Source organism: Actinopolyspora mortivallis DSM 44261 (assembly GCF_000384035.1).
GTDB classification, from domain to species: domain Bacteria; phylum Actinomycetota; class Actinomycetes; order Mycobacteriales; family Pseudonocardiaceae; genus Actinopolyspora; species Actinopolyspora mortivallis.
This window is the reverse complement of sequence record NZ_KB913024.1, coordinates 834,618-861,604: the sequence shown is the minus strand read 5'-3', so window position 1 is coordinate 861,604 and position 26,987 is coordinate 834,618. Positions and strand designations below refer to the sequence as shown.

The 26,987-nt window shown below is 67.3% G+C and carries 24 protein-coding genes, 1 tRNA gene and 1 riboswitch; of the genes, 16 read left to right on the top strand and 9 right to left on the bottom strand.

Annotation, left to right across the window (positions count from 1 at the left end; all coding sequences use genetic code 11):
* Positions 1 to 1,076: 1,076 nt before the first annotated feature.
* A complete protein-coding gene (locus ACTMO_RS0104280; protein ID WP_033401708.1) occupies positions 1,077 to 1,583 on the bottom strand; it encodes a histone-like nucleoid-structuring protein Lsr2 in 507 nt (168 codons plus the stop codon).
* A 390-nt stretch (positions 1,584 to 1,973) separates the two neighbouring features.
* Here ACTMO_RS0104280 and ACTMO_RS0104275 point away from each other — a divergent pair, with 390 nt between their 5' ends.
* Positions 1,974 to 2,342, top strand: coding sequence for a histone-like nucleoid-structuring protein Lsr2 (locus ACTMO_RS0104275; protein WP_019853429.1), 369 nt, complete (start codon positions 1,974 to 1,976; stop codon positions 2,340 to 2,342).
* A gap of 106 nt (positions 2,343 to 2,448) precedes the next feature.
* Here the strand turns inward: ACTMO_RS0104275 and rbsK are convergent, their stop codons facing one another.
* Positions 2,449 to 3,351 (bottom strand): ribokinase, encoded by a 903-nt coding sequence (gene rbsK, locus ACTMO_RS0104270; protein WP_245556021.1) that lies wholly within the window; start codon positions 3,349 to 3,351, stop codon positions 2,449 to 2,451.
* Between the two features lie 123 nt (positions 3,352 to 3,474).
* Between rbsK and ACTMO_RS0104265 the strand changes: the two genes are divergently transcribed.
* The gene (locus ACTMO_RS0104265; protein ID WP_026448861.1) at positions 3,475 to 4,635 is read left to right on the top strand and encodes a hypothetical protein; all 1,161 of its coding nucleotides are present in this window, start codon (positions 3,475 to 3,477) and stop codon (positions 4,633 to 4,635) included.
* An 87-nt stretch (positions 4,636 to 4,722) separates the two neighbouring features.
* Here the strand turns inward: ACTMO_RS0104265 and ACTMO_RS0104260 are convergent, their stop codons facing one another.
* The 4 genes from ACTMO_RS0104260 to ACTMO_RS0104245 all read right to left on the bottom strand — a co-directional run bounded on the left by ACTMO_RS0104260 (position 4,723) and on the right by ACTMO_RS0104245 (position 9,288).
* Positions 4,723 to 5,601: a spermidine synthase gene (locus tag ACTMO_RS0104260; RefSeq protein WP_026448860.1), complete on the bottom strand. Its 879-nt coding sequence runs from the start codon at positions 5,599 to 5,601 to the stop codon at positions 4,723 to 4,725.
* A gap of 40 nt (positions 5,602 to 5,641) precedes the next feature.
* Positions 5,642 to 6,040 (bottom strand): adenosylmethionine decarboxylase, encoded by a 399-nt coding sequence (gene speD, locus ACTMO_RS0104255; RefSeq protein ID WP_019853425.1) that lies wholly within the window; start codon positions 6,038 to 6,040, stop codon positions 5,642 to 5,644.
* 70 nt (positions 6,041 to 6,110) lie between these two features.
* Positions 6,111 to 7,361, bottom strand: a complete 1,251-nt coding sequence (locus tag ACTMO_RS0104250) for a type III PLP-dependent enzyme (RefSeq protein WP_019853424.1) — start codon at positions 7,359 to 7,361, stop codon at positions 6,111 to 6,113.
* 400 nt (positions 7,362 to 7,761) lie between these two features.
* Complete coding sequence (locus ACTMO_RS0104245) at positions 7,762 to 9,288, bottom strand: PucR family transcriptional regulator (protein ID WP_019853423.1); 1,527 nt, start codon at positions 9,286 to 9,288, stop codon at positions 7,762 to 7,764.
* Positions 9,289 to 9,511: 223 nt separating this feature from the next.
* Between ACTMO_RS0104245 and ACTMO_RS0104240 the strand changes: the two genes are divergently transcribed.
* The 10 genes from ACTMO_RS0104240 to ACTMO_RS0104195 all read left to right on the top strand — a co-directional run bounded on the left by ACTMO_RS0104240 (position 9,512) and on the right by ACTMO_RS0104195 (position 20,097).
* On the top strand, positions 9,512 to 10,420 hold the full coding sequence (locus ACTMO_RS0104240; RefSeq protein WP_019853422.1) for an FAD binding domain-containing protein: 909 nt from the start codon (positions 9,512 to 9,514) through the stop codon (positions 10,418 to 10,420).
* Positions 10,411 to 10,902, top strand: coding sequence for a (2Fe-2S)-binding protein (locus ACTMO_RS0104235; RefSeq protein WP_019853421.1), 492 nt, complete (start codon positions 10,411 to 10,413; stop codon positions 10,900 to 10,902). The genes ACTMO_RS0104240 and ACTMO_RS0104235 overlap by 10 nt, the downstream gene beginning before the upstream one ends.
* Entirely contained in the window at positions 10,899 to 12,308 is a 1,410-nt protein-coding gene (locus ACTMO_RS0104230) for an 8-oxoguanine deaminase (protein WP_019853420.1), read from the top strand. Before ACTMO_RS0104235 ends, ACTMO_RS0104230 begins: the two co-directional genes overlap by 4 nt.
* Positions 12,309 to 12,373: 65 nt before the next feature.
* The gene (gene pucD, locus ACTMO_RS0104225; protein ID WP_026448858.1) at positions 12,374 to 14,695 is read left to right on the top strand and encodes a xanthine dehydrogenase subunit D; all 2,322 of its coding nucleotides are present in this window, start codon (positions 12,374 to 12,376) and stop codon (positions 14,693 to 14,695) included.
* 69 nt (positions 14,696 to 14,764) lie between these two features.
* On the top strand, positions 14,765 to 15,265 hold the full coding sequence (locus ACTMO_RS0104220; protein WP_211212907.1) for a nucleoside deaminase: 501 nt from the start codon (positions 14,765 to 14,767) through the stop codon (positions 15,263 to 15,265).
* Between the two features lie 361 nt (positions 15,266 to 15,626).
* On the top strand, positions 15,627 to 17,096 hold the full coding sequence (locus tag ACTMO_RS0104215; protein ID WP_019853417.1) for an NCS2 family permease: 1,470 nt from the start codon (positions 15,627 to 15,629) through the stop codon (positions 17,094 to 17,096).
* Positions 17,097 to 17,172: 76 nt separating this feature from the next.
* Positions 17,173 to 18,285, top strand: a complete 1,113-nt coding sequence (locus ACTMO_RS0104210; RefSeq protein WP_019853416.1) for an XdhC family protein — start codon at positions 17,173 to 17,175, stop codon at positions 18,283 to 18,285.
* Positions 18,278 to 18,862 carry a nucleotidyltransferase family protein gene (locus ACTMO_RS0104205; protein ID WP_019853415.1) on the top strand — a complete coding sequence of 195 codons (585 nt, stop codon included), beginning with the start codon at positions 18,278 to 18,280 and terminating at the stop codon, positions 18,860 to 18,862. Before ACTMO_RS0104210 ends, ACTMO_RS0104205 begins: the two co-directional genes overlap by 8 nt.
* 118 nt (positions 18,863 to 18,980) lie before the next feature.
* A complete protein-coding gene (locus ACTMO_RS0104200) occupies positions 18,981 to 19,310 on the top strand; it encodes a hypothetical protein (protein ID WP_019853414.1) in 330 nt (109 codons plus the stop codon).
* 130 nt (positions 19,311 to 19,440) lie between these two features.
* On the top strand, positions 19,441 to 20,097 hold the full coding sequence (locus tag ACTMO_RS0104195) for a TetR/AcrR family transcriptional regulator (protein ID WP_026448856.1): 657 nt from the start codon (positions 19,441 to 19,443) through the stop codon (positions 20,095 to 20,097).
* Positions 20,098 to 20,150: 53 nt separating this feature from the next.
* Here the strand turns inward: ACTMO_RS0104195 and ACTMO_RS0104190 are convergent, their stop codons facing one another.
* Complete coding sequence (locus ACTMO_RS0104190) at positions 20,151 to 20,372, bottom strand: DUF3618 domain-containing protein (protein WP_026448855.1); 222 nt, start codon at positions 20,370 to 20,372, stop codon at positions 20,151 to 20,153.
* A 215-nt stretch (positions 20,373 to 20,587) separates the two neighbouring features.
* Here ACTMO_RS0104190 and ACTMO_RS0104185 point away from each other — a divergent pair.
* Positions 20,588 to 20,661, top strand: a tRNA-Leu gene (locus tag ACTMO_RS0104185).
* 79 nt (positions 20,662 to 20,740) lie between these two features.
* Here the strand turns inward: ACTMO_RS0104185 and ACTMO_RS21880 are convergent.
* Positions 20,741 to 22,045: a hypothetical protein gene (locus ACTMO_RS21880; RefSeq protein ID WP_157062788.1), complete on the bottom strand. Its 1,305-nt coding sequence runs from the start codon at positions 22,043 to 22,045 to the stop codon at positions 20,741 to 20,743.
* 958 nt (positions 22,046 to 23,003) lie between these two features.
* Here ACTMO_RS21880 and ACTMO_RS20280 point away from each other — a divergent pair.
* From ACTMO_RS20280 to ACTMO_RS21870, 3 genes are all read left to right on the top strand, one after another.
* Positions 23,004 to 23,777 carry a hypothetical protein gene (locus tag ACTMO_RS20280; protein ID WP_019853408.1) on the top strand — a complete coding sequence of 258 codons (774 nt, stop codon included), beginning with the start codon at positions 23,004 to 23,006 and terminating at the stop codon, positions 23,775 to 23,777.
* Between the two features lie 6 nt (positions 23,778 to 23,783).
* Entirely contained in the window at positions 23,784 to 24,323 is a 540-nt protein-coding gene (locus ACTMO_RS21875; protein WP_019853407.1) for a hypothetical protein, read from the top strand.
* A 79-nt stretch (positions 24,324 to 24,402) separates the two neighbouring features.
* A complete protein-coding gene (locus ACTMO_RS21870; protein WP_019853406.1) occupies positions 24,403 to 25,050 on the top strand; it encodes a galactosyltransferase-related protein in 648 nt (215 codons plus the stop codon).
* An 85-nt stretch (positions 25,051 to 25,135) separates the two neighbouring features.
* Here the strand turns inward: ACTMO_RS21870 and ACTMO_RS0104150 are convergent, their stop codons facing one another.
* The gene (locus ACTMO_RS0104150; protein WP_157062787.1) at positions 25,136 to 25,690 is read right to left on the bottom strand and encodes an RICIN domain-containing protein; all 555 of its coding nucleotides are present in this window, start codon (positions 25,688 to 25,690) and stop codon (positions 25,136 to 25,138) included.
* A 1,067-nt stretch (positions 25,691 to 26,757) separates the two neighbouring features.
* A riboswitch (cobalamin riboswitch) is annotated at positions 26,758 to 26,891 on the top strand.
* Positions 26,892 to 26,987: the final 96 nt, after the last annotated feature.

Sequence of the window (26,987 nt, the reverse complement as noted above, 5' to 3'; positions counted from 1 at the left end):
ACAACCAGAGAAAAAACCCCAGCAAAAACACTCACAACAACCACAAGACCCACAACACAGGCCCCACACGCACACACAACACGAGGCACTGTTGAATTCTCAAAGAACACACCCACCACCGTGGGCACACACCCAAGCACCGGACAGTCACCCCAGCACCCGAGCGTCCACCATCGTAGCACCCCATGCACCACCTCCCCACCACGGGGGTGGACACCACCCGACACCACGCCGAGCACCACACAGGCACCACAACAGCTATTCAATTACCACCATGCTCCCAGCCCAACCGGAGCCCGGAACACCACCAAGCGGACTGACCGCCTGACAGACAAACACTCTACACCCCACCCAACACCACCCAAACAGGGGGTAGCCACCACCCCAACCACCCACCGAAACACCAGGACACCACAAGAATTCCCGCCGGGAAGCCACGCCGCCCACGCACGGAAGAGACCGGGGCGTCCCCCTCTCCCGCCTCGTGCCCTGCTCTCCATCGGGTGATTCTCTGCCACGTCTCGGCCTGTGACCGTCCAGCGAGGTAGCCTCGATCTCGGAAAACGACCACGGGGGTAGCAGTGGATTCGACACCGATATACACAGAGCTGCGGAACACACTGATCGACCCGGAAGGAGACCACTGGACGACCAGTGCTCCGCCCGAGTTCCTCGCCTCCTTGGAAAGTGCCCACGACCACCAGCACAGCCAAGTCGAGCAGGACTCCGGCGGAAGTCACAGTACCGGAGAACAACCCCCGCAGTCAGGACGACGCGCCAAAGGGCGTCGTCACCGGGCGGAGGACTGAAAACGCCTCACCTTTTTCTCGCGGAGCCGGACTCCCCGCGAGGCGCTCCGTCTACCTGTTCGGGTGCGCTCCTGAGCGCACCCCGAGCGGGAGGCGGGACGAGAACAGGTCACTCACCCTGCCGACGACGGGCGGGGAGAGAACCACCGCTTCTCGATCCGCTCGAAACTCTCCATGAGCCTCTCCTCCCTCCGGGACGCCTCCGGCACCACCTCGGCATCACCCACACGAGCGACAGGTACCCTGCCGGAGGCCCTCGGAGCTTCCTCAGTCGCTGGCGGAGGAGAACTGGGGCAACGACACCACGGGGATCCTGGAGTGCTCCTGTTCCTGTTGAACCTGTTGCTCCGAGTCCTGCTGTTGCTCCTCCGGCGAGAAGGACAACGGCTGTTCGAGCAAGGGGTCCCGGTATTCCTCCTGCTCGTGCGTGCTCACCTGTTCGGTGACGGGCTCCTGCTCCCGACGGCTCTGCTGGTAGCGCTCCTTGCTGCGTTTGGCGGCCCCGCGGATCTCCTCGGTGAGCTTGCGGTTGGCCTGCCTGGTCCGCCGCTCCTCACGCTCCTGCTTCCGCGTGGTCCGCCGCTGCTGCTTGTTGTTCTGCTGCGCCGGGCGTGCCTGTTTGATGTACGGCCCGAACAACTCGCGCAACTTGCGCGCATTCTGTTCACTCAGGTCGATTTCATAGGTCACGCCGTCCATGGCGAAAGTGACTGTCTGCTGCGCTTCGGACCCGTCGATGTCGTCGACGAGTTCGACCTGAATCCGCTCGGCCATGATCACCTGTTTCGGGAACGTGCCCCGTCTCGCTCCGCGACACTTGCCGGTAAGACATCTCCGACCGACGCTTACTTTATAGCACGCGGCCGGACAGTTGTCTCGTACTCAACGATAGAACAGCCTCTCGTACGGACGTAAACCACCCGTGCCCACGCGGCCGGTTCGCAAAAACCGATACCACCGAGTCACCATGCCCTATCGGTACCGTACTCCGTGTTGTGTCGGCCGGGACATCCCGCGACGAGAGGAACCTGTCGTCGAAGTCACTCCGCGCCCAAGAGCTCGGAGCCGCTCACAACAATCGTGCGACGTTAGTTTATTGTACTGCCGCGCTTCGTCGTAAGCTGTGGATGACCGACGAAAACGATCCGGAATCGAGGGTTAGCAGTGGCGCAGAAGGTAACGGTTCAGCTGGTCGACGATGTCGACGGTTCGGAGGCCGACTCCACCGTCGAGTTCGGGCTCGACGGAGTCAACTACACGATTGATCTCTCCTCCGAGAACGCCACCAAACTGAGGGATGCGCTGGCTCCTTATCTCTCCCACGCCCGCCGCACCGGAGGTCGCAAGCGCACGGCCAAGTCCGGCAAGAGCGGGAAAACACGCCAGTCGGGCGGCGGCTCGCAGGCGCCGAAAGCCGCCGACCGCGAACGCAATCAGGCCATTCGGGAATGGGCCCGTCAGCAGGGCATGCAGGTTTCCGATCGCGGGCGCATTCCCGCCGAGATAGTGGAAGCCTACGACAAAGCGCAGTGAAGCGACTCCCGACCGTGGACGGGCGGGACGACACGGCTCGTTCCCGCCCGCCCGCACGGCGGAACATTACGTGCACGAAAAAGCGCCGAATGTGACCGCTTTTCGCTCAGTTCGCGTGCTCGTCCAGGAATTCCCGGATCTCCCGTTCCGTGGGCATGGAACTACTGGCTCCCTTCCGCTGAATCGAGACGGCCGCGGCCGCGGATCCCTCGCGTAGCGCCGTCTGTACGGGCTTCCCACGGGCCAGCGCGGCTCCGAAAGCTCCGACGAAGGTGTCCCCCGCCGCGGTGGTGTCCACGGCGTGCACGGGAAAGGCGGGGATGCTCAGCCGCTGTCCGGAACGGTTCCCGTACAGCACTCCTCGCTCCCCCAGAGTGATCACCACTTCCTCCACGGATTCGAGCAGCGCCTCCAGAGCGGGCTCGGGTTCCCGCTCACCGGTGAGCACCGCCGCCTCGTGCTCGTTCGGCACCAGCAGGTTCACCTTGGACAGCAGGGAGGTGGGCAGCGGCTCGGCCGGGGCGGGGGTGAGTATCACCCGCACCCCGTGGGCAGCGGCCGTCCGCGCGGCCGCCTCCACTCCCTCCAGAGGGGTCTCCAGCTGCATGAGCAGACAGGACGACGAGGCGATGAGTTCCCGGGCGGTTTCGTCCACGTGATCCACCTCGGCATTGGCCCCGGCGACCACGACGATCGAGTTGTCACCCCCCTCGTCCACCACGATGTGGGCGGTACCACTGTTCCCCTCCACGGTTCGCAGCCCGGAGGTGTCGACTCCCGCCTCGTGCAGCGTGCCGCGGATCTGTTCCCCGAACCGGTCGGTGCCCACTGCTCCGACGAAGCGGGTCTCCGCCTCGGCCCTGGCCGCGGCGATCGCCTGATTGGCCCCCTTGCCACCGGGAACGGTGTGGAACGCCTTCCCGTGCACGGTCTCTCCCCTTCCGGGGGCGGTGGCCACGTAGGCGACCAGGTCCATATTGCAACTACCGAATACCGTCACCGTCTTCACACGGATATGATCGCCGACTCGATCGAGCGATCGGACGATGCCGGCGGCTGGCGCGTCGTGCACCCTCCACGCTCGCCGCCGCGTACCATGCCCGGCAACGAGTTGGAAAGAGGACGAGACGCGGTGGATTACGTGGTAACTGCGGGGGTGAGACCCCCGGCGGACATCTCCAAACTCGACCCGCTCCAGCAGGAGGGCGTGGTGTCCCTGTTGGATCACCAGCTCGGTCGGGTCGAGGGCGTCGCCGGCCCCGACGCGGAGGACATCGACGTTCTGGACTACCGGATCGAGGTAGGACCGGAGGGGGCGTCGGTGATGCTCGCCGTGGACGCCCCGTCCCTGCGGGCGGCCGAGACGGCCGCGGCCAACGTGGTGCAGGAGGTTCTCGCCGACAGCCCGGTGCTGGAGCACTGGACCCTGACCCGTTCCGAGGTCAAGATCACCGAGGACGAGTTCAACGAGAGTCTGGCCGCGGCGGAACAGAACGCGGGCGGAGGTTCCGAGGAGACCGATCCGCGGTTACAGGCCGAGATCGAGGAGGCGTTCGAGCAGGCCGAGTTCCTCGGTACCGGTTCGTGGGAGCGGAATCCTTCGGAGGTCTCCGGAGCGGAGCGAGCACAGGCCACAGAGGAGTCCGAGACCGAGCGCTGGCGGGCACGGTTGCGTGAGCTGTCCGGGAAGCTGCGTGCCTTCTCCGGGACCGCCTTCGGCACTGCCGGGGACGCGGACCCGCGCGCCGAGATCGTCGCGGGAGCGTTGGTCCACGCCGTCAGCGTGGTCACCGACGAGCTCTTCTACGACGAGCTGGCGTTGACCGTCAACGACGCCACCGCCGACGAGGCCGTGGGACTGTTGGTGCTGGAGGAGCTGCCGCTCTGCTATCAGCACAACTACGACGCCCGCTTCACCCGCTCGCTGCTGTTGAGCTCGGCGCTGGTGGCGACCCGCCTGACCGGTCGCGAGTGGCGTCCACCCCGTTGTGTGGCCGAGTCCCTGGCACTGCGGCTGTTCGTCAACGAGGCACGGGTGGTGCTGGAGGCGACGGAACTGATGAGCTGGAGCGAGAGCGAGCCGCTTTTCGAGGCGTTCCTGGACAACGCCAATCCCGACCGGGCCTACGAGGAGCTGTTCTCCGTGGAGGTGCCCGGGGACGAGTCCGAGAGGATCGCCGGGTTCGACTCGGAGGAGGCGGAACGACGCCTGCGGGAGCGGGGGCTCGCGTTCGACCAGTGGTTCGGCATCTCCGGCGAGGGGGAGACCGGTCAGCATCCCTACACCGGCTGATCCGGCGGAAAGCGAGTTGCGTTTACAGTACGGTCCGTGAGTACGGGGCCATCGAAAGCCGTACTCACGGACCTGTACCGAAGGGGCTCACCGCTGGTGACGCACCGAATAAGGAGGAACGGTCAGACCGATCAGACTCGCGTCGTCGACCGTCTCCGGTTGGTAGGAACTCTTCGGCAACGCGTCGAGCATGACGTTCACCGGATCGTCCAGCTGCTCGACCCGCCCGAACAGGAAGGCCCATTCGTGCTCGTCCGACCCGAAGTAGGTGACGGTGTCGAACACGGTGTGGAACCTGTTGTATGCCCTGATCAGCGTGGTGTTTCGCCATATGGTCGGGCTTCCGGCCTGGAAGCCGACGACACCTCCCGGCGCCAGAACCGCCTGGCATCTGCGGATGAACTCTTCACCGTAGAGCCTGTTGTGCTGACTGTCGGTGTCCTCGGCCCGTTCGTCCGGAAGATCGACGACGACGAGGTCGTACCGCTCTCCCGTACCGATCACCTTGTCCAGGAAAGCCCAGCCGTCGGTGTAGTGCAGCCGGATCGGACCGCTGCCCTCCTCCAGTTCGGAGAGCTCGGTACCGCGGTATCCGTAGGGAAGGTACTCGGCACAGACGCGTACGCACTCCCTGTCGATGTCCACGTGATCCACTTGGCTCGCCCCGGCCCGCACGGCCATGTGGCTGGCCACACCCTCACTGGAACCGACGATCAGCACCCGTTCGAGTTTCTCGGCCAGCAGGAAGCCGGGCACCATCATCGCCTCGTGGTAGACCAGCTGGGAGTACTCGGTGCTCTGCCGATCGTCGTCGCAGAACAGCGCCACCCCCTGACCGGTGCGTCCGATGACCACGTGCTGATATCCGGTGTCGCCTTCCCACAGCACTTCGTCAACACGCCAGAGCCGCCGCATGTCGGAACCGAGCGGCTCCTGAATCCACTGCTTTCCGTCGAGCTCGATCAACTCCCGCTCCTTCGCGATGAGCCCGGCCGAACGTGGTTCTTCACGTGAGGCCGGTTTCGTAGTCATGACCGCGCCGGATCGTCCGGCAGCTCACGTTGGTCGGACTCAGCGCCTCGGCGAGCAGGTTGACCGCACGCTCGGGCTGTGCCCGATTGCCGCAGGTGAACACGTCGATGAAAATCGAGCCGTTCTCCGGGTAGGTGTGCAACGAGGCATGGGACTCCGACAACAGGGCGAGCACGGTCACCCCCTGCGGCTCGAACCGTTTCGAGATCACGTCACACACCGTGGCCTGAGAACGATCCAAGGCACTGTTCAACGCGTCGATGAGGAACTGTTCGTCATCGAGCAGTTCGGCGGACACGCCCTCCAGCTCGGCGAGGACGTGCTGACCGGTGAACAGACCGACGGGTTGCAGGGTTCCGGCGTCAATTGACATCTATCGACCTCCCAACATTTCGCAGATTCCCGGTGGCAACTTCCCCGAACGAACCGCCCCGAAGGGCGTTTCACGCTCGTTCGGTGGTCTCGGTGCTGTCGAAGCAGTACGTGGTCAACGGCGCGAACCCGTTGAAACCGACCGAGGAGTAGCTCGCGGTGTAGGCCCCCGCGCTGAGCAGGTCGATCGTGTCCCCTCCGCGGAGTGTAACGGGAAGCTCGTAGGGAGTGTGCTGGTAGAGCACGTCATCGCCGTCACAGGTGGGTCCGGCCAGCACCACCGGCCCCACCGGGTCGCCGTCACGGTTGGTGCGCAGCCGGTAGGTGATCGCCTCGCCCTCGGTCTCGGCCAACCCGTTGTAGCGCCCCACGTCGAGGTAGATCCACCGGCACCGTCCGGTGCTGTCCTCCGAGACCAGCACCACTTCGCTGCGCAGCACCCCCGCGTCGGCGACGAGGTGACGCCCGGGTTCGAGGAACAGCTCCGGGCGGTGGTCGCCGAAGTGGTTGCGCAGCGCCGTCTCCATGCTCCTGGTGTACTCGCCGAGTTCCGGCGTCGGCTGGGTGTAGGTGGCGGGCAGCCCACCACCCAGGTTGAGCATGCGCGGCCCGGCGCGCGTTCCGCAGGACCGGAAGATCCCGGCCGCGGCGGCGATGCCGTGTTCCCACGCTTCGGTGGACAGCTGTTGGGAGCCGATGTGGAAGGACACTCCGTACGGTTCGAGCCCCAGTTCCTCCGCGCGTTCCAACAACCGCGCCGCTTCCACCGGCGAACAGCCGAACTTGCGTCCGAAGGGGGTTCTGGACCCCGTGTCGTCCACGGCGATGCGGCAGAACACTCGGGCACCGGGAGCGTGGACGGCGATGTTCTCCAGGTCGGCCCGGCTGTCGGTGGCGAACAGCCGGACGCCACTGGCGTGGGCGTGGGCGATGTCGGCGGGTTTCTTGATGGTGTTGCCGTAGGAGAGCGACTCGGCCGCGGCTCCCTGGCGCAGGCAGAGGTCGATCTCACCGGGGCTGGCCACGTCGAAGGAGGAGCCGAGCGCGACGAGTTCGGTGAGCACCCGGGGATCGGGGTTGGCCTTGACGGCGTAACAGATCCGCGCCTGGGGCAGTTCGGTGCGCAGCCGCTCGTGGCGGGCGCGGACGACGGCCAGGTCCAGGGCCAGGCAGGGGGTGGCGGGCTGTTCGCGGTCCAGGTAGCGACGAGCGGATACGGAGGCGCTTTCTACGGCCGAGGGATCACCGACCCGCCGGGGTTCGGTGGCAGCGGCGCCGCTCGGGCGGTCCGTCACAGCGTTGGTGGCGGACAGGTCGGTCAATCCCGAAACCTCCGTTTCTCGGCCGTTGGCGGGCCGTCGCGGGAACGCACCATCGGCCAGGGCGGACCCGAAGCAGGCTTCGCGAGAGGACCGAGCCGCTGGGACTGCCGTGTGCCGACCAGAAACGGTACCGCCGAAGGAGGTTCTTTTTCCAATCACACGGCGGGCTTCCCCCGGACAGGGGAAGTGATTGTGACAACTGACACGGCACGTGGTCACTCCACGTCCGGTGCCGTACTCGGAATCGTTCCTCTCGCCGAGTCGGATGGATCACGAAGGTGAGAACGGACACTCTTGGTCAAGGATTTTCCGGGAGGGCGAGCGATGGTGCGCACGGGCCGAACACGGTTCCGCCGAGGCACCGCACGCCGAACACGGACGTACCCGGCACCACCGCCTGTCACTCCTCGGTACGCAACGCCAGATAGAAGTCCACTCTGGTGGAGAACTCCCCGAGATCGCGCCCGGAGATCTCCTCCACGCGCTTGATCCGATAACGCAACGTGTTCACGTGGATGTGCAACATCTGGGCACACCGGGACCAGGAGCCCGAACACTCCAGAAAGGTCCGCAGGGTGTGCACGAGTTCGGAGTGATGACTCCGGTCGTAGGCCAACAGTCCCCCCAGCAGACGCTGCCGGTAGGAACGGCGCAGCCCGTCCGGAACGGCCGAGAGCAGCACCTGGTGGGAGACCAGGTCCCCGGCGGTGACCATGCCGCAACGCTGACCACCGCGTTCGGCCAACAACCGGGTGTAGCGCGCCTCCTCCACCATCCCGCGCAGTCCGCTCGGATCCCCGGTATCGCTCACGCCCACGCTGACCGTGAACCACTCGGCGGCGTATTCGAGGTCGGACAGGGTACGACGCAACCACCCAGGCAGGCCGGACAGCTCCGTACGGGCACGCTGCCCGGCGGCGAACACGGCCAGCGCCCCGGTCTCCGCGCTCGCCGTGACCGAGGGAAGGCCGGTGGCCGCCGCGATCTCCCGCATCAGCTCGACCGAGGCCCCGTGGCTGCCGCCCCCGTCCAGGGCCACCACGCACAGCGCCCCTTCCGTCGGCACCCCGGACTCCCGGAGCCGGTGGGCCACCTCGCGGGAGTCCAGCGAGCCGTCGAGCAGCCCGCGCAGCGCGGTGTCGACGGGACGGCTGGCCGCCTCCCGGGCCTCGTCGAGTCTGGTCCGCAGCAACGCGACCGCCGTGGCCAGCTCGTTGACCACCGAGTCGTGGTGGCTCCCCCACTGCTCGCGGTCGCCGGGCAACACGAGGAACCAGCGTGCCGGGCGGGACTCCACCCCGGCGCTGACCGGCCAGAGCACACGGTCCTGCCCGCCGGGAAGTCGCACCGTTCTCGGCAGCCGCTCGGCACGCAGGAACTCCCGCACCAGTGAGCGCGACTCCCCCACCGGTAGCTCGCCCCGTCCGGCCACCACCGAACCGACCGCCGAACACACCCAACAGTCCGTGCCGAGTTCGGCGGCCGCGGAGGCGAGCACCCGGTCCAGGTCCGCCCCCTCGGCCACGTCCGCGACCAGGTCCCTGCGGGGGGCAGGCTGTCCACCGGTGGCCGCACGCACGTGTTCGAGCAGAGTGTTGAAGCTGACGGTCACGGGAATCTCGAACAACGGAACCCCGTGGCGGGCACAGGCCTCCACCAGGTCGTCGGGGGCCCTGCCCAGCCGTGCCGTTCCGGCCACCAACCCGGCCACCCCCGCCTCGGCCAGGGCCGCGGCGAACTCCTCCGAGTCGGAGGGGTTCCGGTGCCAGACCAGTCCGCTGAGCACCAGCTCCCCGCCCTGGAGATAACGCCGGGGGTCGATCAGGTCCGTGATGTAGACGCCACGGACCGGCCGGTCGAGCTGTTCCCTCCCGGTGAGCAGGGTCAGCCCGATCCGGGAGTCGTCCAGCAGGTCGCCGAGGAGCACGCGCGCACCTTAGACCCCCGTGGGGGCGCGGTGACAAGAGGAGCGGTCTCGCCGCCCCCGTCGGCGACGGGGCCGGAAGGGCTCTTGTAGGAAAACACGAAAACCCGCCGCTGCCCGCCGGTTCGATTCATGTTTTCCGCCTCTAGTCAACGCGGCTTCACGAGCTGTGTACTTGGTCACACCCCAACGACCTAACGCGGGTTGTGATCTGGAGAGGCAACAAGTGGACTTCCTTCGACCGGCCGACTGGAGCGAAGCGCTCGAAGCCAAGGCCAAGCATCCGGAGGCGACACCGATCGCCGGCGGCACGGACCTCATGGTGGAGCTGAACTTCGACCACCGACGTCCCGAGATCCTGCTCGACCTGAGCCGGGTGGAACAGCTCCGGCAGTGGTCCCGCCTGCCGGAAGCCCAGGGCGGGGTGCTGCGTCTCGGAGCCGGAGTGCCCTACTCCCGACTGATCGACGAGGTGGGCGCGGCCCTGCCCGGCCTGGCCATGGCCGCCCGGACGGTGGGTTCCCCGCAGATCCGCAACCGGGGAACGCTGGGCGGGAACCTGGTTTCGGCCTCCCCCGCCGGAGACGGCCATCCACCGTTGATCGCCTCGGGCGCGGAGGTCGAGGTGGAGTCGGCGCGGGCAAGCCGCACCGTACCGGTCGCCGAGTTCTTCACCGGCGTCAAGAAGACCGTCCTCGCCGAGGACGAGCTCGTCGCGGCGATCCGTGTTCCCGAGGCCACCGGACCCCAGCAGTTCTCCAAGATCGGAACCCGGAACGCGATGGTCATAGCCGTGTGCACCTTCGCCGTCGCGCTGCACCCACGACGGGAAACCGTCGGAACCGGGATCGGTTCGGCCGCACCGACCCCGCGGGCGGCCTCCGAGGCCGAGGAGTTCCTCGCCGCGGAGCTGGCCGAACGGGACCAGTGGCGACGTCCCACCCCACTGCCCGAGTCGGTGGTCGACCGGTTCGCCGAGCTGGTCGTGAACGCGACGGCCCCGATCGACGACGTGCGTGGCACGGCCCGCTACCGCACCCACGCCCTGGGAGTGCTGGCCCGGCGAACCCTGGGCTGGGCCTGGGAGGAGTACCGCAACAGCGCCGAAACCGCCGGGAGGCAAGGATGCGCCTGAATCTGACCGTCAACGGTCGCCCCATGACCGCCGACGACGTGTGGGAGGGCGAGAGCCTGCTGTACGTGCTCCGCGAACGACTCGGCCTGCCCGGTTCGAAGAACGCCTGCGAGCAGGGCGAGTGCGGATCCTGCACCGTGTACCTGGAGGGAGTCCCGGTGTGTGCCTGTCTCGTCGCCGCCGGCCAGGCCCAGGACCGTGAGGTCGGCACCGTGGAGGGCCTCGCGGACGAGGACGAGCTCTCGCCGGTACAGCGGGCCTTCGTGGACGCCGGCGCCGTGCAGTGCGGATTCTGCACTCCGGGCCTGCTGGTGGCCGCCGACGACCTGATCAACCGTGTTCCGGATCCCTCCGACGCCGAGATCCGGGAGGCCCTGGCCGGGAACCTGTGCCGCTGCACCGGCTACGAGAAGATCATGGAGGCGGTGCGCGAGGCCGCCGCGGAGAAGACGGGAAGCTCCTCCGAAGGGGGCCGGCGATGAGCGACACCGACACCGGAGTGTCCCCGGCGAGAACCGTGATCGAGAGGGCGGCGGTGGTCACCGTCGACGCCCCCGATCCCGGCCTCTCCTCCCTCGGACACGAGTACTCCGAGGGACACGTGGTCGTGGAGGACGGGATCATCCGCGCCGTGGGACCCGGACCCGCCCCGCCGCAGGAGGAACCGGTGCGGCGGATCGACGGAAGCGGATGCCTGCTCACCCCGGGGCTGGTCAACACCCACCACCACCTCTACCAGTGGGCCACCCGGGGTTACGCGGTCGACTCGACGCTGTTCGGCTGGCTCACCGAGCTCTACCCCGTGTGGGCGGGCATCGACGAGACCCTCGTCCACGCGGCCGCCACCGCGGGACTGGGTTGGACGGCGTTGTCGGGATGTACCACGGTCGCCGACCACCACTACGTGTTCCCGAACACGGGTGGGGACGTGCTCGGTGCCGTGGTCTCGGGAGCCGGACGCGTCGGCGTGCGCTTGCACGCGGTGCGCGGCTCCATGGACCGGGGGCAGTCCGCCGGGGGGCTGCCCCCGGACTCGGCGGTCGAGGACACCGAGTCCGCGTTGGAGGCGACGGAGCGGGCCGTGCGCAGGTTCCACGACCCCTCCTTCGACGCCCGGGTGCGGGTGGCGGTGGGACCATGTTCCCCCTTCTCGGTCAGCACCGAGCTGATGACCCGTTCGGCCGAGCTCGCCCGGGAACACGGGGTGGGGATGCACACCCATCTCGCCGAGACCCGGGACGAGCTGGACCGGTGCGCCGCGGAGTTCGGCTGCGACCCGGTGGAGTACGCCGAGCGGACGGGCTGGCTGGGCGAGGACGTCTGGCTGGCCCACGGGGTGCACCTGTCCGAGGCGGCGATCCGCCGTCTCGGGACCACGGGAACCGGGGTGGCCCACTGCCCCAGTTCCAACGGTCGGTTGGGAGCCGGAACGGCCCCGGTGCGCTCGCTGTTGGACGCACGTGCCCCGGTGGGCCTGGGAGTGGACGGCGTGGCCTCCAACGAGTCCGGACGGCTCGGTGACGAACTGAGGCAGGCGTTGCTGCTCGGACGGGCCCGTTACGGGCCGGACGCGCTGTCGGTGCGCGACGCCCTGTGGATGGGCACCCGAGGGGGAGCGCGCTGCCTGGGCCGCGAGTCCGAACTCGGTTCGCTGGAGGTGGGCAAGCTCGCCGACCTGGCGCTGTGGGAGGTGGACGGGCTCGGCCACGCGGGGATCGCCGATCCGGTGGCCGCGTTGGCGTTGGGTCCACTGCCGCCGCTGCGCGGGCTGCTGCGCGGCGGGGAGACGGTCGTCGAACACGCCCGCCTGGTCCGGGAGTCGGAACGGGACCTGACCACGGAGCTACGTCGGGCGTGCGCCCGGATCGCGGAGGGAGGAACCGGATGAGCCCGCGCTCCTCCTCCACCGCGCCCACGGCGAACCACGCACACACCCGCGAGAGAGGTGCCCCGATGAGTAACACGCACACCACCCCGACCCACCGTCCACAACACCTCGACGAGGAGATCGCGGGCGGTGTCGGCGAGTCCCCCCTGCGCCCGGACGGTTCGTTGAAGGTGCGCGGCGACTTCGCCTACGCCTCCGACCTGTGGGCCGAGAACATGCTGTGGGGGGCGACGTTGCGCAGCCCACACCCTTCGGCCCGGATCCGCTCCATCGACGTCGGCCCCGCCCTCCGCATGGACGGGGTCCGCGCGGTGCTCACCGCCGAGGACGTGCCGGGGCGCAACCTCTACGGGCTCAAGGACCTCGACCAGCCCGTGCTCGCCGAGGACGTGGTCCGCTACCGGGGCGAGGCCGTGGCCCTGGTCGCCGCCGACCACCCGGAGACGGCACGGCGGGCCCTCGACCTCGTCGAGGTCGACTACGAGGTGCTGGAGCCGGTGCTCGACGCGGAACGGGCCGCCCACGACGACTCACTACCCCGGGTGCACCCGGGAGGGAACACGGTTCGGTACCAACCGATCGTGAAGGGGGACCCGGACGCCGAGGCGGACGTGGTCGTCTCCGGCACCTACACGGTGGGGATGCAGGACCAGGCGTTCCTCGGCCCGGAGGCGGGGCTGGCCGTCCCCGCCGAGGACGGTGGCGTGGAGCTGTACCTGGCGACCCAGGACCTGCACACCGACCGCAAGCAGACCGCGGCGGCGCTGGGGCTGGACCCCGAGCAGGTCCGGATGACCATGTCCGGTGTCGGCGGGGCCTTCGGTGGGCGGGAGGACCTGTCGGTGCAGGTGCACGTCTGCATGTTGGCGCTGCACACCGGCAGGCCGGTCAAGATGGTCTACAACCGGGAGGAGTCCTTCTTCGGCCACGTCCACCGCCACCCGGCGACCATGTACTACGAGCACGGGGCGACCAGGGACGGAGACCTGGTCTTCGTGCGGGCACGGCTGTACTTCGACGGCGGTGCCTACGCCTCCAAGACACCGGTGGTGGTGGGCAACGGAACCACGCTCGGCGTGGGCCCGTACTCGGTCCCGAACGTGCGGATCGAAGGCTGGGGGATGTACACCAACAACCCGCCGTGCGGGGCCATGCGCGGTCTCGGCGCGGTCCAACCCGCCTTCGCCTACGAGTCGCAGATGGACCGACTGGCCGAGGAGCTGGGGATGGACCCGGTGCGGTTGCGGATCCGCAACGCCATCTCCCGCGGGGACTCCACCCCCAGCGGCCAGGTGCTGGACTACCCGGCCCCGGTCGCCGAGCTGCTGCGGCGGGTCCGGGAACTTCCGCTCCCCCGGGAGTCCACCGCCGAGAGCACGAACCCGGACATCCGTGACCTGCCGGGCGGTGCCTCCAACACCACCCACGGTGAAGGGGTGGTGCGCGGAGTCGGCTACGGGGTGTGCATCAAGAACATCTGCTACGCCGAGGGAGCCGACGACTTCTCCACCGCGCGGGTCCGACTGCAGGTGGTGGCCGGTGAGCCGATCGCCATGGTGCACACCGCCGCCGCCGAGGTGGGGCAGGGTCTGGTCACCGTCCAGCAGCAGATCGCCCGCACCGAACTCGGTGTGGAACGGGTCAACATCCACCCGAACGACACCTCCGTGGGACCCGCCGGATCCAGCTCGGCCTCCCGTCAGACCTACGTCACCGGCGGAGCGGTCCAGGCCGCCTGCCGCGCGGTACGGGAACAGGTACTGGAACGGGTCGCACAACGCTGCGGGGATCCGGTGGAGAGGTTGTCGTTGTCCGGGGGGAAGGTGGTCTCCGAGACCTCCGGCGTGCTGGCGGACCTGGCCGAGGTCCTCGGTTCCGAGGTGGTCGAGGCCACCAGGGAGTACCACCACCGCGAGACCTTCCCCCTGGACGAACAGGGCCACAGCGAGCGGGCCCAGGTCCAGCACGCCTTCTCCGCCCACCGCGCCGTGGTGGACGTGGACACCGAGTTGGGGCTCGTCAAGGTGGTGCAGCTGGACTGTTCCCAGGACGTGGGCAAGGCCGTCAACCCGGACGCCGTGGTGGGGCAGATCCAGGGCGGCTCGGCCCAGGGACTGGGGCTGGCCGTCATGGAGGAGATCCAGGTCGACGGCGGACGTATCCGCAACCCCTCCTTCACCGACTACCTCATCCCCACGATCCTCGACATGCCGCCGATGAACGTGGACGTCATCGAACGCGGGGACCCCAACGCCCCCTACGGGGTGCGCGGAGTGGGAGAACCCCCGACCATCTCCTCCACTCCCGCCATCGTGGCCGCGATCCGCGCGGCCACCGGCAAGGCGCTGGAGCACGTTCCGGTGGGACCGGAACACATCGTCGAGTGAGGCCCACCCGTCCGCGAACGGCCCGACCCGCTCCTCGGGGTGCCCGGGCCGGAACACGAAAGGATCACCGTGTCCACGAGATCGGAAACCGTTGCCGCTCCCCAGCACCTGGAGTCATGGATGCGGCGGGCGATAGCGCTGGCCACAGACAGCGTCGCCTCGGGAGGAGGCCCCTTCGGGGCCGTGATCGGCCGTGGTGACGAGGTGGTGGCCACGGGAACGAACATGGTCACCACGAACCTGGACCCGACGGCCCACGCCGAGGTGACCGCCATACGCAACGCGTGCCTGGAGCTGGACTCCTTCAGGTTGGACGGTTGTGTGCTGGTCACCTCGTGCGAACCGTGTCCCATGTGCATGGCCTCGGCGTTGTGGGCCCGGCTGGACGAGATCGTCTACGCCGCCGACCGGGACGACGCGGCGGCCGCCGGTTTCGACGACCGTGCTTTCTACGAGCTGTTCACCGATCCGAACGCGGTGTGGCCGACCCCGGTGCGACCCGTCGCGGTCGACAACCGCACCGCGCCCTTCGACGCCTGGCGGAACAAACCGGACCGCGTCGAGTACTGACGCCCACCGGGTGAAACTCCCCGGGGGCCCGCGGAACGGTTGGTTCCCGCGGGCCGCCGGGGTGCCCGGGCCACGCGAAGCGTGTGGGCAGCCCCGACACGCCCTCGGGGAAGGACTCCTTAGGCTGTCAGTGCCGTACACGGCGGTGCCGTCGCGACGACCGGGTCGGACGGGCGCCGCGGGGCCGGGACGACGGTGCGAGACATCCTCCTCCCGCCCTGGAGCACGACGACCGTCGCGCTCACGAAACCAGCAGATTCAAACGCCCCTAATCGGGTCGGGCCACGTGCTGCCCGTTCCCGAGGAGAAGTCCGGCCGGTAGCGGGTACGGCCGGGGGCGCCCACCGGCAGGGGAGGACACATGACCCAGCTCAGACCGGACTCTTCCGAGGAGGCACCGGTACCAGACCGGGACGAGCGGACGAGCTCACCGCTGGACCGTTATTTCCGTATCACCGCACGGGGCTCGACACTGTCGCGGGAACTGCGCGGCGGCATCACCACCTTCGTGGCGATGTCCTACATCGTGCTGCTCAACCCCCTCATTCTGGGGTCCTCCACGGACGTCACCGGGGCCAGTCTGGGCAACGCGGAACTGACCACGGCCACGGCGCTGTGTGCGGGCGTGATGACCGTGCTCATGGGGGTCGTGGGCCACGCGCCACTGGCGATGGCGGCGGGACTCGGCGTGATCCCGGTGGTGGCTTTCACGGTGGCCCCGGAGATGACCTGGGCCCAGGCCATGGGGCTGGTGGTGCTCGAGGGTGTCTGCATCGTGCTGATGGCGATCAGCGGTATCCGCGAACGGATCATCAACGCCATCCCGCTACCGCTGAAGACGGCGCTGACCGTGGGGATCGGGCTGTACATCGCGCTGGTCGGAATGGTCAGCGCCGGGTTCGTGAGCAGACAGCCCGACGCGGCCGACACCGACGTTCCGGTGCAGCTCGGCCCGAACGGCCACCTGATCGGGTGGCCTCTCGGTTTGTTCTGCCTGACCCTGTTGTTGATGATCGTCCTCGTGGCCAGAAAGGTTCCGGGAGCGATCCTGATCAGCATCGTCTCCGGCACGGTGCTGTCGGTGGTCGTCAACGCCGCCTTCGACGTGCCGGCCGGACAGTGGGGCCGCACCACCCCGGACCTGCCTTCCAGCCTGATCGCCAGCCCCGACTTCGGGCTGTTCGGCGACATCGACCTGTTCGGCGGATTCGCGAACGCGGGAGTGATCGCCGCGACCGTGTTCCTGTTCACCCTCGTGCTGTCCGGTTTCTTCGACGCGATGGGAACGATCACCAGCGTCAGCGGCGAGGCCGGGCTGACCGACTCCCAGGGCAAGGTCCGGGGAATGGGCCGGATCCTGCTCGTCGACGGGGCCGGGGCCATGGCCGGCGGTTTCACCGGTTCGTCACCGAACACGGTCTTCCTCGAATCCGCGGCCGGGGTCGCCGAGGGAGCTCGTACCGGCCTGGCCAGCGTGGTCACCGGGGTCCTGTTCGCCGCCACCATGTTGTTCACCCCCCTGGCGGCCGTGGTGCCCGCCCAGGCGGCGGCACCGGCGCTCGTGCTGGTCGGGGGCATGATGATGGCGCAGGTGCGCAACATCCCGTGGCAGGACGAGGACTTCGTGGTGCCGGTGTTCCTGACCGTGGCGATCATCCCGTTCACCTACTCGATCACCAACGGTGTCGGGGCGGGGCTGATCTCCTACTGTGCGATCAAGATCTGCAAGGGGCGCATCCGGGAGCTGGGGTGGCTGCTGAGCATCCTGTCCCTGGTGTTCGCCCTCTACTTCGGGATCGAGGGGATCAAGGCCGTGTTCGGCGTCTCGTGACCCTCGGCGGCCACGGGCACGGACCGCCGTCCACGGAAGGGCTCTCCCGCTCGGTTCCCGGTGAAAGGAGGTACACATGCGTGAGATCGCGGATGACCTGCTGCGCTGGACCGAAGCGGGCGAGCCGTTCGTCGTCGCCTCGATCGTCGAGGTCTACGGCAGCGCCCCGCGCGGCGTCGGTGCCGCCGCCGCCATCAGAGGCGACGGCACCATCGCGGGAAGTCTCTCCGGCGGCTGCGTGGAGGGCTCGGTGCACGCGCTGGCCCTGGAGGCCCTGTCCGAACGACGCCCCCGTCGGACCTCGTTCGAGTACGACCCGAACGACCCCTTCGCGGTCGGTCTGACCTGCGGAGGGAATCTGGAGGTGCTGCTGCACCCCGTTCACCCCGCCACCCCGGGAGAACGGGGCACGGCCGACACGTCCGAGGTGCTCGCCGCGGCGCTGCGTTCGGCCGGAGCCGGTCGTCCGGTGGCACTCGCCCGGCTGGTCGAGACCGGCGCGACCGTGGCGGTGTGGCCGGAGGAGCACCTCGGCAGCACCGGCGAGGACGCCCTCGACGAGTCGGTGCGGGCCGAGGCCAGAGCGATGCTCGAACGGGGCGGATCGGGCCTGCGCCGCCTGTGCGTTCCCGGTGAGCCGGACCGGGAGCGCACCGTGTTCGTCGAGGCGTGGACCACCCCGGCACGCATGCTGGTGTTCGGGGCGGTGGACCACGCCGCCGCGCTGGCCCGGATGGGCAAGTTCCTCGGGTACCACGTCACCGTGTGCGACGCCCGCGCGGTGTTCGCTACCGAGCGGCGCTTCCCCGCCGCCGACGAGGTGGTGGTCCGCTGGCCACACGACTATCTGTCCACGGTGGAGACCGACGGCCGCACCGTGGTCTGCGTGCTCACCCACGATCCGAAGTTCGACGTCCCCGTGCTGCGGGAGGCGCTGCGCGGCCCGGCCGCCTACATCGGGGCCCTCGGGTCCCGGCGCACCCACGCCGACCGGGTGGAACGACTGCGGAAGGAAGGGGTCACCGACCGGGAGCTGGAGCGGTTGCGGGCTCCGATCGGACTCGACCTGGGTGGGCACACGCCGGAGGAGACGGCCGTGTCCATCGCGGCGGAGATCGTCGCCCTGCGGCACGGCGGCAGCGCGGCACCGTTGACCCACACCAGTGGCCCCATCCACGCCCATGACTGACGGGGTGGCGGGGCTGGTGCTGGCCGCGGGGGCGGGCCGTCGCTTCGGGCGGCCCAAGGCGCTGCTGCCGCACGGCGGCTCGTTGTTCGTCGAACACGCCGTGGACGTGCTACGTTCCGGCGGCTGCGCTCCCGTGGTGGTGGTGCTGGGAGCCGCCGCGGAGACCGTTCTCGAACGCGCCGACCTCAGCGGGGCACGAACCGTCCACAACGAGCGGTGGCCCACCGGGATGGGTTCCTCGCTGCGTCTCGGTCTGCGCTGTCTGAACGAGACGCCGACGGAGGAGACCTCGGCGGCGCTGATCCTTCCGGTGGACATGCCCTGGGTGACTGCGGCTGCGGTGCGACGGGTGGCCGCCCACGCCGCGCCGGATGCGCTGGCAGCCGCCCGCTACGGAGGTGAACGCGGTCATCCGGTGCTGCTCGGACGGCGGCACTGGAGCGGTGTCGCCGAGCGCGCCGTCGGGGACCGTGGGGCGCGCGACTATCTCCGCGAGCGGACCGTGACTCTCGTGTCCTGCGAGGACATCGCTTCGGGGGAGGACGTGGACCGCCCCGCGGATCTGGGCGGGGGATAACCCGTAGAGTCGGTGACCACGCGTGAGTGACCGCGCCTATCCTTTCCGAATCGGCCGAGTTCCGGCCGGAACGCGCGATGTCACGGCGACGACCGAGCACGCTGGACGCGGAGGCACCATGGCTCAGGGACACGTAACCGTCAACTATCTGCCCGACGGAAACGACTGGACGGTCACCGTCACGGCGGGATCGGAAACCCGCACCGCACAGGCGCCCGGTCTGATCTCGGCCAGGGACGCGGCCGAGCAGCTCGTCGAGCAGCTCGTTCCGAACTCGGCCGGTCGAGTGGTGATCCACCTGCTCGACGGGGACGGTTTCGCGTTCAGCACGGCCTACCTCCAGGCCAGGCACGGGCTGTCCGACGAGACCACCCGTGCCGCCGCCCAGCAGGCCGCTGCCGCTGCGGCACAGCAGAACCCTCCGAACCCCCTGGGTGGTTTACGCTGAACCGTTCCGTCCGCCGTACTCCCCACCTCCGTGGGGTCCCGCCGGACACGGTGCCCACACCACCGGCGGAGGAACCGAGTCGAGGCACACGGTGCGGGAACGACTCCCGCCGAGGAAGGCTCGTTCTACGATGTCGGCTGTGAACGCACCGATCGGCCGTGACCGGGAGGACTCCCGGACCGCAACCACCTCACGGGGCTCGTCCACGGGCTCGACCTCCGGCAGAGGACGCCCTCGGGACGCCACCAGGGACGCCGCCCTCCGGACCGCCGCGCTGGAAGTGCTGGCCGAAGTGGGCTATCGCGCGCTCACCATGGACGCCGTGGCCGCGCAGGCACGAGCGGGCAAGGCGACCATCTACCGACGCTGGGAATCCAAGCTGGAACTGGTCATCGACACCTGCACCCAGTTGGTGCGGCGCAATATTCCCCGTCCGGACAACGGGACGATCGAACAGGATCTCGGTGAGTTCCTCAGCGCCTTCGCCGAGTTCCTCAGTGGACCGGTGGGCAAGGCCGCCCAGGCGCTCGTGGGAGAACTTCCGCACGAGCCCGAACTGGCCGAGGCCTTTCGCGACTCGTTCCTGCTGCCGCAGCGGGACGTACTGCGCGAGATCATCGACCGGGGCGGGGAGCGTGGGGAGATCCGCGCCGACGCTCCGGTGGACACCGTCGTGGAACTGGCGGGGGCCGCGTTGATCCACAGACTCATGCTGACCGGGGATCCGTTGGACCAGCGGTTCGTGAACAGGCTGCTGCACGAGGCACTGCTGCCGCTGCTGCGGTGACCGGGCACCGCACGGGCGGCAAGCCGGTCCGGCTGGCCGGCTTGCCCGTGGACTCAGCGCAGCAGTTTGCGGAGCACGAGCGCGGCCGTCAACGCGCCGACGCCGATCAGCGCGTAACGGATCCGCGGGTCCTCCAGTTTCTCCCTCAGAGTGGCCTTGCCCGCTTCGACCGCCCGGGTGGGGTTGGCTTTGGTCTCCAGTTCGTCCAGCGAGGCCGCCAGGGCGTCACGTGCCTTCTCGATGTCACGCTGGATGGCGTCGGGATCGCGGGCCACCTGTTCCTCCTCGTACTTCCCGGGGTCGTGGTCGGCCTGGTCCGCTCGGGGCACCGGACGTCCGACTCGGCCGTCCCCGGCGCGGACATCCGACTGTGCCCACCGTAGAGCACACCGGGGTGGCCGGGGTAACCACACCGACCGTGTCGCGAAGTCGTCACGAATCCGGGCCGCTTCCGTACCCGCCGGGATCCTACCGTTATTCTGGTCGTGACGGGGCCGTAGCCCAATTGGCAGAGGCACTAGGTTTAGGTCCTAGCCAGTGCGGGTTCGAATCCCGCCGGCCTCACCCCTTTGTTCCGTCGGGTGTGGGAAGCTCACCCCACGAGAGTCTTCCGCCCGTACCTGGGTCGTTTCCCGGTCCGGAGTCACCGCGACGCGGTCGACATCTCCACGCTCGGACGATGAGCGAGTGTTCGAAGGGTTCGTGTCAACCAGGAGTGGAAGGGGCCGTTCTCGGCGGACCACACGCGTACCTGGTCACTGTCCCGCGGAAGCAGGTTCAGAAGGTCGACGACTCCACTGCTGTCGTGGACGACGGTACAGCTGCCCTGATGTTCCTGGCCCGGGGGCACCTCGTGCAACAGTCTTGCCGGCCCGCCCAGTTCCCCGCTCTCCGTGTAGGCTTCGAGCGCGGAGGAAAGACAGGATCCGGGTTCGGTGACGACAAGACTCTCCCAGCGATACAGGTATGCGAACCGCAGACAACGGCGGTAGGCCAGTATCCGCTCCGTCTCGGGATCGGATTCTTCGACGGGGCCGATTGTCCAGAAGGGGATTTTCCGTCTGTCTGATTCCTGACGAACCTCGGCGTCGTCGACGAGCTCATGACGCTGGGGAAACAGCACGCCGTCAAGATGTCCGCAAGGAGAAGAGAACTCCTCATCGACGTCGTCGACGACACTCCGCACATAAGAAGAGTCCAGGACCTCACGGAAATGTTCCAGCATGACGGTCGTGTCCAACCCGAGTTCCCACCAGCAGATCAGATAGTTCCGTATACGGTCGTCCCAGGTGATGGAGTACGGTATTCCGGAGGGTCGGGGAAATCTGTGGTGCCAGCGAAATCCGGGTAGGCAGAGCGTGTGTCCACCCCTTCTGCGGAACTTCTCGTGCACGTACCACTCGTTGCACGAGTATCCCCGCAGCCGGGGATGCAACCCCGGCCAGGCGACACGTCGGCAGGCGAAGGCCCCCAGACCCTGCATGGGAACCGGAAAGGGGTCTCCGTGGGGGTCGACTCCCCTGCCGTCGAGTTCCCACCACGAATAGGCCCCACCCGTCCACACCTCGGCGCAGTGGGTGGCGGCGACCTCGTCCCCACCGGGACCCAGTACGGGCCCCTGCACAAGATCCCGACTTTCGGGGTGGGCACGGAAGTAGTGCAGGACGGCGTCCGGCGATCCCGGTGGAAGCAGGACATGGCTGTCGAGCACGATGACGGTCTCCGCCGCGGCGAGACGAAAGGCCATACCGCACACCGTCGTGGACCGGAACGCACCGACGGGGACGTAGTAGACGTTCGGGACCGACGAGGCGAGTTCACGGAGGGAGACGGCCCCCTCCCTCGCAGGATGGTTGTCGAGCACCAGAATCTGGGTCGCCGGCATGAGATGTGCGTGGTGCACCCGCAACGAGGCTATGGTGAACCACGCCCCGTCAAAATCGTCCAATGTGGGAATTGCTATGGTCAGTTCGACGGATCCGCGTTCTGGAAGACGACTGAGGTGAGGAGATCCCTCCACGTCACAATCCCTCGGAACGAGTAGATCCTGCAGTTCTTCGTCGGACCAGTGCGCCATGTCGATATCTTCGGACACCGGGTCACCTCCGCACGGGAACGAGGGGTTTACGATTCGTCGCCAACATGTCCACTCTTCTTTATTCTCACCTCTCACCCAACACAACAGAACAGGAAAAGATCAAACCCACACGATGGTGTGAGACATCTTGTCCAACACTTTCTCCTCCGGGGAAGCTGAACCAGAAAATAACCGCGAAAATATCGCGAGGGCAATGAAAATGTCGATCGACCCGAGCAAAGGAAGCAGTATTCGAACGATCATCACTCATTCCGAGTGAGGGAGGTCCATGACGGCACCACCGCCCACCGGGTCACCAACACCGCCACCCACCGGGTCACCAACACCACCGCCCACCGGGTCACCAACACCGCCACCCACCGGGTCACCAACACCACCGCCCACCGGCCCACCCGTGGTCACGACGACCGGAGCCACGGTCGGTGGCATGACGACGACCGGCGGAAAACCGCCTCCGAAACCGGACTACAACAATCTTGGCGACGCCCTGAAAGACCTGATCGGACTGCTGGTGGAGTCACTCCGTCATGTCGGAGCCTGCCGGCTCGGCAACATCCTCGCCACACTCCTGCAGGGACTCGCAGCGATAGTGAACGCCCTGGGATGCGTGGTCACACGTGGACTCGAGTGCCGTAAGGAGTGCGGCGAGCGATGCAAGGGGTCCTGTCGGGAGGGTTCCGCGGCGAAAACGGATCGTCCGAACGATCCGACAGACGATCGGGGCCGGACGAGGACACGGAGGTGAAAGATGCGCAGGAGGGAAGCCACAACGACCGCTTTACTGATACCGGATCGGGACGGCGCGGTGATGACAGCGGAACGTCTGGCCGCTGCCGCACATCTGACCAGCAGCCTGGAGTACCTGTTCGACGATCGGAACAGCACCGAAGAAACCAGTGTCCTCGCACGAACGACCACTTCCGCCGTTCGTTCTTCGGGCGAACGGGACGTCAGGCTGCGCTCCGGCGGGAACCCGTCCACGACACCGCTGCACCTCACGCGCGCTCTGGCGGCGACGGTACTGCTCGCCCCCGGAAGGAGACGACGGTTGTTCGCCGGTCTTCTGACCACCGCGTGTACCTGCCTGCTGCATCGTCGCCAGCGCTACGGGAGCGACGGCGCCGACCAGATGGCGCTGCTGGTACAGACGAGCTGCGCACTCGCCCGGGCGGGAAACCGGGATCCACGACTGGTGGACGCCTGCCTGACCTTCCAGGCGGCACAGGCCACCATGGCCTACGTGATCTCGGGGTGTGCCAAGTTCGCCAGCTCCTCCTGGAGACGAGGAACGGCCTTGGAAGGGATCCTGCGCACCCGCGTCTACGGTGATCGTCGCGCGTTCTCCTGGTGCCTTCGTCATCCCCGGCAAGCACGCCGGTTGACACGGCTCGTGGCGTTCGCGGAATGCGGTTTCGTGGCTGCGTTCGTCGGAGGAGGACGTTGGGCTCCCGTGGTCGTCCTCTTCGCCGGAGTGTTTCACGCGGTCACGGCCCGGCTGATGGGACTGGGGCGGTTCTGGTGGGCTTTCGCCGCCACGTATCCGGCCGTGATGTACGTGGCCCGTTCGGAGCGAAAAGGGTGATGTGCCGTGCACGGCATGATGTGGTGCGCGGCACGCACCGTGGTTCGAGCAGCGTTGTCCGCGTGGACGGGGCTGATCCTGCTCAGCCATCATCACCGGTTCCACTGGCTGCGTGGCATGGAGCCCACGGGAGTACTGATGCCGAACTGGTGCTTCTTCGCTCCGGATCCGGCCGAGCACGACTATCGCCTGCTGTATCGGGTGATCGGCCTCCGCGGTGTGTACTCCGGTTGGAGGTCGGAGTCCGAGATCGCCGAACGGCGCTGGTACCACACCGTCTGGTGTCCGGGGCGGCGTTCGGACAAAGCACTGTTCGACATGTGCGCGGAGTTCCTGCACGAAGTCGGGCACCGGCCGGAGCGGGCGACGCGAACAGCGGTCTACGCGGCGCTGCGCGGACGGGTGTGGACTCGTGTCCGGCGCTACGAGAATTCTCGCACGCAGGCGTTCCAGTTCGCCGTGGTGCGCTGTTCCGGTTACGCGGGAGGAGACACGGAGTTTCTGTACCTGTCACCCCTGTGTGTGCTCACCACAGCGGAAGCATGAGTAGGCACCGGGAGACCGATCGTCACACGGTGCACGGTCCCTCGAACCCAGAACAGCGTTCCGAGCCAAGGAGGTCCGGTTGTACGAGGAGGTCGCGATCGTGGTGCCCTGGCGCTGTTCCGGTCCGGAACGGCTGGGCAACCTCTCCCACGTGGTGAATCACCTCGCACGAATACTGCCCGACTGTCCCCTCTATCTCAGTGATGCTCCCGAATACGGGATCTTCAATCGCTCGGCCGCCCGCAACCGGGGTGTGCACTCCGCCCGGGCACACGGGTTCGCCGTGGTGGTCGTCTGTGACGCGGACATCCTCGTCGATCCCGAGGGCCTGTACGCCGCCCTGGCTTCCTCCGAGGAGCACAGACTGCATCTTCCCTACACGCGTTGTCTGCTGTGTGACTCCTCGGGCGAAACGGTGTACGAGTATCCGGGATCAGTCGGCGGGGTGTGGGTCATCGCCTGCGCCGCATACCTGGAGGTGGGGGGATGTGACCCCCGTTTCCTCGGATGGGGTTACGAGGACACGGCTTTCTGGCGAACCTGTGACACTCTACTCGGCACCGTTCGACACGAAGGGACGATACGCCACCTGTGGCATCCGCCGTGTGAGACGCAGCGGCCGGAGACCTCCGAGATGGCACGTGCCGTACGACGCGGACAGCGTTACGCGCAGGCCCACGGTGATCCCGCGGCGATCCAGCACGTGCGCGCCACCGTGGACCTCTGACCGGCTGTTTCCTTCGAGGTGGCCTTCGGGCGTGAGCCCTGTCCTCGTGCTTTCGACGCCGCTCGGGCTCACCCCACCACGGAGGTCACGTCCCCTCCCAACCCGGCAACATCCACTGTTGCCCGTTGGCATCGGAAAGGGTCCGCACCACCAACAGATCCGAGTTGTGTTTCGGCTCCAGCACGCCCGGTGTCGAATCGTTTTCGAGCAACCACCGGTTGTTCGCCGTTCCCGACTGTCTGCGGGTCCACAGCTGGCTGTTGTCCGTGCGCTGACATCCCTTCAACACGACGTAGGAGACGCCTTTCGTCTCCTCCACGCCGAGACAACCGTTGTTCTCGTTCTGGATCTGGTAGTAACCAGGATAGTCTTTCTGGTGGATGAACTTCCAGTTGGTTCCGGATCTCTGGTCGTCACGGGTCAGTTTGGCCTTGTCGAACTGTTCCCGCTGAGGGCGGCGCCACCACCCGTCGTCGGAGTCGTCGGAATCATCCGAGTCATCGGAGTCCTTCTTCCCCTTGAACACGAAACGCCCCGTGTCCGCGTGCACGATGGTGGTTTTCTGGTTCTGGTACTGAGCGGCCGACACGACACCTGGGGACGCCGCCAGAGCGGCGATTCCGAGTGCGACGGCCACCATCCTTTTCAGTATCAACACGTCACCCCACGACATGATTCTTTTCTTGATATTCTTTCCCGACGGACACACCCAGGATGGAGGAGATCTCGAACGAGCGGAAACAGGGTCTCTCGTTCATGTCACGAACTCAGTCTTTCCCCGCAGAGTACTTGACCGTACATTCTTCCGGTTTACTGAAAGACACGGACCCGTATCCGGCGTCACCTCCCGTGTAAGCACGGACGTTCCGAACAGCGTGGCCGCTACGCACTCCCAGACACACCTTGGTGGAAGGGGCGGCGGGAACGAAGTTCCACTCCATGAAGTAGATGGTGCGCCCTACTCCGTTGTTGATGACGGATTCGACCACATCGGTGGGGTTCGGAGAATAACTAATACCAGTGGCCGGATCGAACCTAAAGTCCTTCCACGCCTTTCCGTAGGACCACGCCCGATGAGACTCCCTGTCAGCACCGGGATGTTCATTGAAGTTAATACTGCGGAAGATACAGTATTTCTTGGGAGGACATTTTTTCGTACTCGCGTTGACCAAATACGTCATGGGACCCACATCCTCCTTGTCCCGCGGAACGGAGTAGCCGGTCGCCGTGATACCGGCACACCAGACGACAGTGATTCCGAGAAGAGCCGCGACCCGAACGAGGAGTCGGCGAGACGACGGCATGACCACACACCCCCGAAAATCCGAATAATGTTTCCCGACGAAGCAGACCCCTCTCAAATTAAGCACTCGTCGACAGCTCCGCAAATTATTAAAAAATTCTCACGAAACACCCGAACGGCGAAACGAGAACCTCTCGAACCATATGCGGACCAGAAACGAGAAACCTTTCGTCCGCTCCCGCGGGGAGCCCCCTCACTCCGTGACCCTCCCGACCGGCCCCGGGCGATGGCCGGACCGCGGAAGGGCCTACTTTCGCGAAGTGAGCACGACGCGTCGCCTTCCGCGAAGATCAAACACGTTCAGTGAACATGCGACCGATATCCGTGCCCACTCCCCGGCGGGATCACGCCGGAACAGGACAGAGCGCCCCTGTGGGTACACCCACAGGGTGTGGACAATCGCAACCTTTTTGCAGAAAATCGCTCGAAAGAACCAAACGACAGCGTACGGGGGAAGTCCGGTGCGAATCCGGCGCTGACCCGCAACGGTGAGCTCCTGTGAGCGAGCCCGAGAACCCGGCGCTGTCGCGGCAAGCTCCACGACCGTCGAGGACCGCGGCAGGGAGCCCGAGCACGACGCCCGTGAGTGCGCCGGAGCACGCGTGCTGGGCACCTCAACGCGGTCCGACCAGCG